A 9,064-nucleotide genomic window follows, 5' to 3' on the forward strand; every position below is an offset into this window, starting at 1 on the left:
CAGGTGCGCTCGATGTGACGCAGTGTCGGCGACGCAGGGGGTTGTCGGATGGCCGAGACGGATACGACCGCAGCGGCGCGGTACCGGGCGAGCGGGGAGGAACCGACGCGGACGCCGGACATGCCCGGGCCGGCCTCGAAGCGCTCGCTGGTCGCGATCTCGCACGCGATCGAGTCGGCGGTGCTCCAAGGGCCGTGCGAGGAGCCGACCGTGGTGGTCGCGCTCTTCCAGCGCCTCGCCTACTTCACCCGCGAGCGCGCGGTCTACGAGCGCCTCGCGCGATCCGGGGTCCGCGTCGTCGTGGGCTTCAGCGACGGCGAGTCCCACGAGGTCGGGGAGGACGTCGAGTGCGTCACGCTCGACCCCCGGGAGCCGCTGGCCGACGAGTGGACCGTCATCGCCGTCGGGCCGGACGCGGGCGCCTTCCTCGTCGCCACCGACACCGGCGAGATCGACCCGACCGAGTACACCCTCGAGGCCGGGCGCTGGTTCATGGGCCGGTGGGGCTACTCGAAGGTGCAGGCGGCGAACGAGCTGGCCCGCATGCGGATCGCGCTGGGGGATCGCCTGCGCGCGGACACCACGCGCGCCATCGACGGTCTCCTCGCCCGGATCATGCCGCCCGGCGGTGCCGCGGCGGCGTCGCGGGGGACCGCGGGCGAGCAGTGGGCCACCGCGTCCCTGCAGCGCATGACGGCGCGGATGCACCACGCCCGCGCCGGGAGCCGGCGGCTGCGCGCCCAGCTCGCCGACGCACAGGCCGCCGCCGAGGCCCGGGCCGAGGCCAAGGTCGAGCAGCAGTCCGGCCTGCCCAGCCCCGAGTTCCTCGGGCGGTGGGCCGGCACGGACGGCCGGGCCAGCGCGCTGCCGATCGGGCTGGCCGTGTTCGACATCGTCGGGCTGGAGGACGCCGAGAACCGCCACAGCCGCCGGACCGCGTATCACGCGGCGCGCCAGACGGCCGCCGCGCTGACCGAACCCCTCGGTCCCGTCGACGCCGCGGTGCGGATGTCCACGCGCGAGTTCGCGCTGATCGTGCCCGGCGCCTCGGCGGCCCACCTGACCCGCGTCGCCGCCGCGGCCGCCGAGCAGCTCGAGCTGTTCTCGCAGGGCTACCCGCACGTCGACCTCTCCGCGCGGGTCGCGACGACGGTGACGGTCGCCCGCCCGCTGCCCCTCGACGACCTGCACCTGGCGCTCGGGCACCCCGCGCACTCCGACCAGGCGCCGACCACGCTCTTCGGCGACGAGATCACCCTCGCGGACACCGGCGCGCTGGCCCGGATCGCGGCCGAGGCGGGGGAGGAGCCGTCGGACGAGGCGTCGACGAGCCGGTGGTTCCGGTCGCGTGACGGCGCCCGGCTCGACACCGTGCGGCTCCCGCGACTGCGGGTCGACGCGGCACCGCGCACCGACGGGTCGGCGGAGCCGGCGCCCGGTGCACCGAGCTGGGCCGCCACCCCGACGCCTCCGGAGGGCGCACCGGAGGAGAGCGCCGCCCCTGCCGGGGAAGCGACGCCCTCGACGGACGACGCACCGGAGGAGAGCGCCGACCGCGGTGACCTGAGCCCGCCGGTGTTCGACCTGCGAGGCCTGCCCGCTCCCACCGAGGATCGGATTAGCGGATCCTTGCCGCAGCGGTCGCCCCGTCCGGACCCGGCCGACGACGGACGCCGCAACGGTCACGCCCACTCCGACGGAACAGCCGCTTCCTGAGCTCCGGGACGTGCCGGGCGCGGGTCAGTTCTCGGACGGGTCCGGCGTCGACCTGAGCTCGGCCAGCAGGCCGGCGAGCCCCTCCTCGGCCACCCGTCGGTCCAGCCCCAGCCCGGTCAGCACACCGTCGCCGTCCTCGTGGTCGAGCAGCGCGAGCAGGATGTGCTCGGTGCCCACGTGGTTGTGCCCGAGCCGCAGCGCCTGGCGGAACGTCAGCTCGAGGACCTTCTTGGCGGCGGCGTCGAACGGGATGAGCTCGGGCGGCGGGGTCTCGGCGGCCGCGGGCAGCGTGGCGGCGACCCGACGTCGCAGGGTCTCGGGCGCCACCCCCTGATCGGTCATCATCCGGACGGCGAGCCCCTCGGGCTGCGTGAGCAGTCCGAGGGCGAGGTGCGCGGGGAGGATCTCGAGGTTGCCTGCGGCGCGCGCCCCCGCCTGCGAGGCGACGACGACCTTGCGCGCCCGTGGGGTGAAGCGGCTGAAGCCCTGTTCGGGATCGAGGTCGGGTGTGGCGCCCTTCGGGACGAAGCGCTTCTGGGCTGCCTGCTTCGTGACGCCCATGCTCTTCCCGATCTCGGTCCAGGACGCTCCGGAGCGCCGGGCCTGGTCGACGAAGTGGCCGATGAGGTGGTCGGCCACCTCGCCCAGGTGCTCACCGGTGAGGACCGCGTCGGAGAGCTGGTCGAGGGCGTCGTCATGGACCGATGCGATCGCCCGGATGAGGTCGTCGAGCCGCACGGGGTTCGACATCGGTAGCGAGGTGCTCATGCGTCCACTATGGGTTGACGGCGAGGCGTTCGTCAACCCCTAGTGGACGATGTTGGCCCCGCCTGGCACCGTGATCAGGAGTTGTGCGGCGGAACGCGTCAGATCTGCGCTGTTCCGCCGCACGGTTCGTGATCATGGTCGGGGTGGCCGCGACCCGGGCCTGAGCGAGGCGCACCCGTCGGCCCGTGCTGATGCGCCGGCGATGCGGCGAACATGTTCGTCACGACGGTGTTCGTGGCGAACATGTTCGTTGTAGTGTCACCGACGTGCCCCGTCCCGTCCCCGTCAGTCGCCGCGAGCGACCCGCCAAGTCGGCGCTGAGCCGCGAGGCCGTGGTCGCGGCCGCCGTCGAGCTCGTCCGCGATCTCGGTACCGAGCGCGTGACGATGCGGCGGCTCGCGCAGGAGCTCGACACCGGCCCGGCCTCGCTCTACGTCTACGTCCGGGACACCGCCGAGCTGCACGCCGCCGTCCTCGACGTCTTCCTCGCCGAGGTCGACCTCGCCGCCGTCGGGTCCGACGGCGACTGGCGGGACCGGGTCTGGCGGGTGCTGGAGTCCTACGTCGCCGTGCTCTACCAACGGCCGGGTCTCGCCCGCGCCGCGATGGTGACCCACCCGAGCGGGCCGCACTACCTCGCGCTCGTCGACGGCCTGCTCGCGCTGCTCGCGGCGGGCGGCGTCCCGGCCGACCGCGCGGCGTGGGCGGTGGACGTGCTGCTCCTGGTGGCCACCGCGACGGCCGCGGAGCACGGCACCCGCGCCGCCGCACCGTCCGCCGAGGCCGAGGACGACGAGCTCGTCGCCGCCCTCACCGGGGCCGACCCGGCTGTTCACCCGCACATCGCCGCGCTCGGCCCCGACCTGTTCTCCGGGGCCGGTTCCGAGCGCACCCGCTGGTTCGTCGACGTCCTGCTCGCCGGCGCGACCGCCACCCCCCGCCCTCCGAAGGAGAACCCATGAGCACCACCGTCACCGTGATCGGCGCCGGCCTCGGCGGCCTGACCCTGGCGCGCGTGCTGCAGCGTCACGGCGTCCACGTCGCGGTCTACGACCTCGAGGCCGGCCCCGTCGCCCGTGCCCAGGGCGGCATGCTGGACATGCACGAGGAGTCCGGGCAGGCCGCACTGCGCGCGGCCGGGCTGTACGAGGCCTTCCGCTCGCACGTGCTTCCCGGCGGCGAAGCCATGCGGATCCTCGACCGCGCCGGCCGGCCGCGCTGGATCGAGGAGGACGAGGGGAACGGCGGCCGTCCGGAGGTGCCGCGGGAGGACCTGCGCCGACTGCTCCTCGAGTCACTGGCGCCGGGCACCGTGCGGTGGGGCCGCAAGCTCGTCTCGGTGCGCCCGGTGCGCGGGGGCTGGCACGAGCTGACCTTCGCCGACGGCGAGGTGGTCGTCTCGACGGTGCTGGTGGGCGCCGACGGGGCGTGGTCGCGGGTGCGCCCGCTGGTCTCCGGGGCGCGGCCGTCCTACAGCGGCACGGCGTTGGTGACGACGCGCCTGTACGACGTCGACCGCGCCCATCCGGCGGCCGCGGCCGCCGTCGGGGGCGGGAGCATGATGGCGCTGGCCGAGGGACACGGGCTCCTCGCGCACCGCGAGCCCGACGCGACGATCGAGCTGTACGCCGCGCTGCACGCGGACGAGGCCGTTCTGGAGGCCGACGACCTGCGCGGCCTGCTGCTGGACGCGTTCGCCGACTGGGCACCGGAGCTGCGCTCGCTCGTCGACGAGGCCGACGACGCCTTCGTCGGGCGCCCGGTGTCGATGCTGCCGGTCGGCCACTCCTGGCCCCGCACACCCGGCGTCACGCTGCTCGGCGATGCCGCGCACCTCATGTCGCCGTTCGCGGGGGAGGGCGCCAACCTCGCGATGCAGGACGGGGCCGAGCTCGCCGCGGCACTGGTCGAGCACGGCGTGGACGACCCGGCCGCCGTCGACAAGGCGTTCGCCGAGTACGAGGCGGCGATGGTTCCGCGCGCCGCGGTGGCGGCCCGCGAGTCGGCCGCGAACCTGGAGATCGCGTTCCGGGCCGACGCGCCGGACGGGATGATCGAGGTGATCTCGGGCCACGCGTGAGTACGTCGGCGTCAGCGGTCAGACCCGGCGCGCGGCGGTCAGCACCGTGCCCCGGAGCGCGACGCCCGCCTCGTCCAGCGCGGCGAGCGTCGCCGTCACGTCCGCCGCCCGCGTGCCGCGGCGCACCACCAGCACCGTCGCGTCGCCCGACCGGCACAGCTGGACGGCCGCCCGCGCGCCGGGCTCGCCGGGAGCGTCGATGACGATCCGGTCGTAGCGCGCCCGCAGCGGCGCGAGCACCGTCGCCACGTCCTCGCCGTCGAGCGGGGACGCGCCCCGCTGCGCGGCCGTCCCGGCGGGCAGGACGTCGACCCGGCCGCGCGACCACCGCCGGACGGTCCGCTCGAGGTCGGCCGACCCGGCGATGACCTCGCGGACGCCGGGCGTCGGATCCGCGACCCGCAGCACCGGTGACGCCGGCGATCCGGGCCCGCTCTCCACGAGCAGGATCCGCTCCCCGTCCCCGGCGAGGGCGACCGCCAGCTCGGTGGCCGCCGACAGGGTCGTCGCCTGCGGCTCGACGGCGAGCACGACGAGGACGCGGGCCGCGCCCGCCTCGGTGCGCACCGCCTCGGCGAGCGCGCGGACCGCCCGCCCGCGACGGTGGACGGGGTGGCGGCGCCGGGCGTGCTCCGGGGCGCGGGCGAGCACCGCGGGATCGCGCGGCGGGATACGCACGGCGGGGAGCAGGCCCAGGACCGGGCGCCCGGCGTGCCGGGCGAGCGCCTCCGCCGAGGAGATGCCCCGCGGGCGCAGGCCTCCGACGAGCAATCCCGCGATCAGTCCCACGACGAGGCCGGCCGCCAGCACCGCCGCGGGCTGCGGCCGCAGGCCGGACTCCTGGGGCGCCCGGGCCGCGAGCACGACGACAGGTCGGTTCACGGCCTGCCCTGTCTGTCCGTCGTGCGCTGCCAGCCCGTCCTGCGCCGCCCGGCGGGTCAGCACCGTGCCGACCGCCTCCGCCACGACGCGGGCCTCCGCCGCCGTCGTCGCCCGGGCCCGCACCTCGAGCGTGCCGTCCCCGGGGGAGACATCCACCGTGTCGGCGATCCCGGCCGGGTCGGGCCGGCCACCGAGCAGCGCGGACGCGTCGTCGTCGAGGCCCGGTGCGCCCGCGAGGGCGGCGACGGACGTGCCCGGGGCCGGCGAGGCCGTAAGCACGCGGTGGACCTGGAGCACCTCCTCGCGCGGGGGGACCACGACCAGCACCACCGCCGCGGCCGCCAGCCCGAACAGGATCCCGGCGCCGACCACCCGCAGCTGCACCGTGGGGCCCGTGGCGTCAGCGCGTCGTGCCGGTGAGCACGCGCACGAGGCGGCCCTCGTGGTCGGTGTGCACCGTGGCGTGGTCGCAGAAGCGGCGCAGGTGCACGAACCGGGTGTCCTCGACCGGGACGAGCGGGGTCCCCGACGGCGGGGTCCCGCGGCACTCGGTCACGACGGCGGCGGGGTTCACCCGGACGTCGAGCACGTGCTCGCCGGGGAGCAGGTCCGAGCGCAGGTCCGCCCCGGAGGCGAACAGCATCGCCTCGTGCGCGGCGAGCACGATCGCCTCGGCCCGCTCCGGGTCCATACCGGCCTCGCGGGCCACCTCGGCCACCTGGCGGCGCAGGCCGGCGAGGGCGGCCCCGTCGGGTACCGACAGCGTCGCGACGGAGGAGCCGAGCAGCCCCGCGGGCACGGGGGAGCTGGTGCTCGGCGGGCGGTAGCCGGGGTTGCGGCGGAGCCCCTCGTCGTCGAGCAGCCACGGGTGGTGCCGCAGGGCCCGGGCGTGCTCGACCGGGTCGTCGGGGTCGTAGGCGCAGAGCACGGTCAGCGGGTGCTCGGCGAGCAGCAGGGTCACGGCGTCCTCACCGAGGTCACCGTCCGGCCCCGGATCATCCGCACACACCCGGCCGACGATGACGCCGCGGCCCAGCTCATCGAGGTGGTGGATCAGGACCGACGGCACCACGGTGGCCGGGGACGGGAACGCGACCCGTTCGGCGTCGGCACCCAGGAGGTCGCGGAAGGCGCGCACGCCGCGGCGGCCCAGGACGATCTCGACGGCGCCGCCGGCGGCCAGGGTCGTGCGGAGATGGTCCTCGGTCCGGCGGGCGAGCTCGTCGGGATCGCCGCAGAGCACGGCGGCGTGCACCAGCCCGCGGGGCGCCGCCTCGACGGGGGACGAGCCCGCGGGGGACGAGCCCGTGGGGGACGGGTCTACCGAGGACGGGTCCGCGGGCGAGGGAACGGTCACGGCCGGTCCCCGTCGACGACCACGACCGAGGCCGGGCGACCCAGCACGTCCAGCAGCCGCCGCAGCAGCCGCGGCGGATCGTGCAGGACGATGCGTCGGCCCTCGGGCTCGCCCCGTGCGGCGAGGACGATGAGTTGCGCGCAGGCGACGTCCACGAAGCCCACGTCGGACAGGTCGATCTCCAGGTCGCCGCCCGTCGTCTTCTCGCGCAGGGCCCCGGCGAGCGCGCCGCCGAAACGCTGCGCGACGTGGGCGTCGAGGTCACCGTGCAGGTGCCACCGCTCGCCGTCGAGCTCGGCGCCCCACCCGACGTCGGCGACGTGGCGGTGGTGCACCCCGAGGGACTCGAAGACGTGCCGCTCGTTCTCCACCGAGGTGGTCAGCTGGCAGAGGATCCGCAGCGGCGCCCGGGCGGCGAGGGCGTCGTACCCGCTCTCCTGGCGCCCGAACTCGACGACCTCGGCGTCGTCGACGAGCTGGCGGCGCGAGCTCTCCTGGGTCATCGCCACCGACGGCCAGCCCTCGCCGAGGGCCCGCTCGAGCTCGTCGGCCTGCAGCCGGTGCAGTCCCTCGGTGGTGCCCTCGCAGCGGGCGATCAGCTCCGGGAAGTCGAGGAACTCCAGCTGCCCGGAGCGCAGTGCCTCCCGGGTGCGCCGCGAGGACTCGGGGCCCGCGATCCAGTGCTTCTCGATGCGGCCCTCGTCGCCCAGCCAGCCCTTGTAGAAGACCTTCGCGCCGAACGCGAGCTCCCGGTCCAGCCAGGCCGCCGTCCCCACGCGCTGGGCGTGGTCGGTGTCCGCGACCTGCAGCAGGTGCGCGCGGGGCGATCCCGTGTCGGGTCGCGGGCCGGCGTCCACCGTCATCGAGTGGCTCCCGTCCGTGGCGTCCCCCGACGTCGTGCTGCATTCTGCGCGGTCGGGGAGAGGCGTTCGAGCCGAGAGCGGCGTTCGGGTCAGATGAGCGCCGAGGTTCACTCGTTACCCTGGGGTAGGCACGGACAGTGACCAGGATCAGCGTCCCAGCGGCTCCTCGGTCCACAGCCCGTCGCGCTCGTAGAGCGGGCGCAGGGCAATGAGGTGGTCGCGCATGGCCTCCTCGGCCGCGTCGGCCTCCCCGGCGGCGATGTGCGCCGCGATCGTGCGGTGCCACTCGTCGACGCGGTCCCACTCGGCGGCCTCGACCCCGACCCGGCGCAGCCGTGTGCGCAGCACGTCGTTCACGGGCTGGCCCATCATCGTGATCATCAGGTTGCCCGTCGACATGAGCACCGTCGTGTGGAAGTCGAGGTGCCCGACGAAGCCGCTCGGGTCACGCGGGTCGCGGCGCGCGTCGGCGGCCGTGTGGAGGGCCTCGACGGTCTCCGGGTCGGCGCGCTGCGCGGCCAGCCGGGCGGCGGAGGGCTCGAGCAGCAGCCGCGCCTCGAGCAGGTCGTGCAGGCGCAGCTGGGGGGTCATCACCAGCACGCCCAGCGCGCCGCCCACGTCCTCGACGATCTGCGAGGGATCGGGCGAGGCGACGAACGACCCGCCCTGCACCCCGCGGAGGGTCTCGACGAGGTGCTGGCTGGCGAGCACCCGCAGTGCCTCGCGCACGGTGCTGCGGCTGACGCCGAACGCCCGGCTCAGGTCGGCCTCGTTGGGCAGGCGCTCCCCGGCGGCGAGGGTGCCGCCGACGATCTGGGACCGCAGCTCGTCGGCGACCTGCCGGTAGGCGGGGCGGACCCGCTGCACCCGGAGGTTCGCGGCGGGCACGGAGCGGCCGGTGCGCTCGGGCCCGGTGCGCTCGGGGCCGGTGGTGTGTCCGTCGGAGGTCCCCGCGACGGCGGCCGGGGGACGGGTGGGTGCCATGTCGAACACGCTCCGCGGGTCTGCCGCGCCATCGCGGGGTGGTCGGCTCGTCGAGCCCGGCGTGACCGGGCGTGATCAGCCTACGCGGTGTCCGAGGTCGGCGTCCCCGGTCTTGACAGAGAAACATCAGACATCAAGCGTCCGGAGGATGCTCTCCCTCGCTGACCAGCTCCGCGCCGCCTCCACGTTCCTGTTCGTGCCCGCCGCCCGCCCCGACCGGTTCGACACGGCGACGGCCTCCGGCGCGGACGTCGTCGTGCTCGATCTCGAGGACGCGGTGGCCCCGGACGACAAGGTCACGGCACGGGAGCAGGTGGGGGCCTGGCTCGCCGGCGGCGGGGTCGACGGGGCGTGCGTCGTGGCGCTGCGCGTCAACGGCGCGGGCACTCCCTGGCACGACGACGACGTCGCGGC

General features: G+C 75.7%; 9 protein-coding genes. 4 read left to right on the top strand and 5 right to left on the bottom strand.

The features are described 5' to 3' along the window. Window positions 1-48: 48 nt before the first annotated feature. Window positions 49-1,716 (top strand): DICT sensory domain-containing protein, encoded by a 1,668-nt coding sequence (locus VGI02_RS18390; protein WP_331629469.1) that lies wholly within the window; start codon window positions 49-51, stop codon window positions 1,714-1,716. A 24-nt stretch (window positions 1,717-1,740) separates the two neighbouring features. On the opposite strand, the gene VGI02_RS18395 is transcribed toward VGI02_RS18390, so the two are convergent. Further along, window positions 1,741-2,484 carry a Clp protease N-terminal domain-containing protein gene (locus tag VGI02_RS18395; protein ID WP_331629471.1) on the bottom strand — a complete coding sequence of 248 codons (744 nt, stop codon included), beginning with the start codon at window positions 2,482-2,484 and terminating at the stop codon, window positions 1,741-1,743. Between the two features lie 266 nt (window positions 2,485-2,750). On the opposite strand from VGI02_RS18395, the gene VGI02_RS18400 reads away from it, so the two are divergent. Next, window positions 2,751-3,446 (top strand): TetR/AcrR family transcriptional regulator, encoded by a 696-nt coding sequence (locus VGI02_RS18400; protein ID WP_331629473.1) that lies wholly within the window; start codon window positions 2,751-2,753, stop codon window positions 3,444-3,446. Continuing rightward, window positions 3,443-4,564, top strand: a complete 1,122-nt coding sequence (locus VGI02_RS18405; protein ID WP_331629475.1) for an FAD-dependent oxidoreductase — start codon at window positions 3,443-3,445, stop codon at window positions 4,562-4,564. Before VGI02_RS18400 ends, VGI02_RS18405 begins: the two co-directional genes overlap by 4 nt. Window positions 4,565-4,582: 18 nt before the next feature. On the opposite strand, the gene VGI02_RS18410 is transcribed toward VGI02_RS18405, so the two are convergent. The 4 genes from VGI02_RS18410 to VGI02_RS18425 form a co-directional block, all read right to left on the bottom strand. Then, window positions 4,583-5,830, bottom strand: coding sequence for a hypothetical protein (locus VGI02_RS18410; protein WP_331629477.1), 1,248 nt, complete (start codon window positions 5,828-5,830; stop codon window positions 4,583-4,585). A gap of 16 nt (window positions 5,831-5,846) precedes the next feature. After that, window positions 5,847-6,803, bottom strand: a complete 957-nt coding sequence (locus tag VGI02_RS18415; protein ID WP_331629479.1) for a hypothetical protein — start codon at window positions 6,801-6,803, stop codon at window positions 5,847-5,849. Then, window positions 6,800-7,666, bottom strand: a complete 867-nt coding sequence (locus tag VGI02_RS18420; protein WP_331629481.1) for an STAS domain-containing protein — start codon at window positions 7,664-7,666, stop codon at window positions 6,800-6,802. Before VGI02_RS18420 ends, VGI02_RS18415 begins: the two co-directional genes overlap by 4 nt. 147 nt (window positions 7,667-7,813) lie before the next feature. Then, on the bottom strand, window positions 7,814-8,650 hold the full coding sequence (locus VGI02_RS18425) for a FadR/GntR family transcriptional regulator (protein ID WP_331629483.1): 837 nt from the start codon (window positions 8,648-8,650) through the stop codon (window positions 7,814-7,816). A gap of 148 nt (window positions 8,651-8,798) precedes the next feature. Between VGI02_RS18425 and VGI02_RS18430 the strand changes: the two genes are divergently transcribed. After that, the coding region (locus VGI02_RS18430) for an aldolase/citrate lyase family protein (protein WP_331629485.1) at window positions 8,799-9,064 on the top strand (266 nt) is incomplete at its 3' end.

Origin of the sequence: Actinomycetospora sp., assembly GCF_036497245.1 — a bacterium.
GTDB lineage: Bacteria > Actinomycetota > Actinomycetes > Mycobacteriales > Pseudonocardiaceae > Actinomycetospora.

What these genes read in the sequence shown, in the direction of transcription:
- VGI02_RS18420 (WP_331629481.1), bottom strand. Translation starts at nt 7,666, where the DNA reads ATGACGGTGGACGCCGGCCCGCGACCCGACACGGGATCGCCCCGCGCG.
- VGI02_RS18390 (WP_331629469.1), top strand. Translation starts at nt 49, where the DNA reads ATGGCCGAGACGGATACGACCGCAGCGGCGCGGTACCGGGCGAGCGGG.
- VGI02_RS18395 (WP_331629471.1), bottom strand. Translation starts at nt 2,484, where the DNA reads ATGAGCACCTCGCTACCGATGTCGAACCCCGTGCGGCTCGACGACCTC.
- VGI02_RS18405 (WP_331629475.1), top strand. Translation starts at nt 3,443, where the DNA reads ATGAGCACCACCGTCACCGTGATCGGCGCCGGCCTCGGCGGCCTGACC.
- VGI02_RS18425 (WP_331629483.1), bottom strand. Translation starts at nt 8,650, where the DNA reads ATGGCACCCACCCGTCCCCCGGCCGCCGTCGCGGGGACCTCCGACGGA.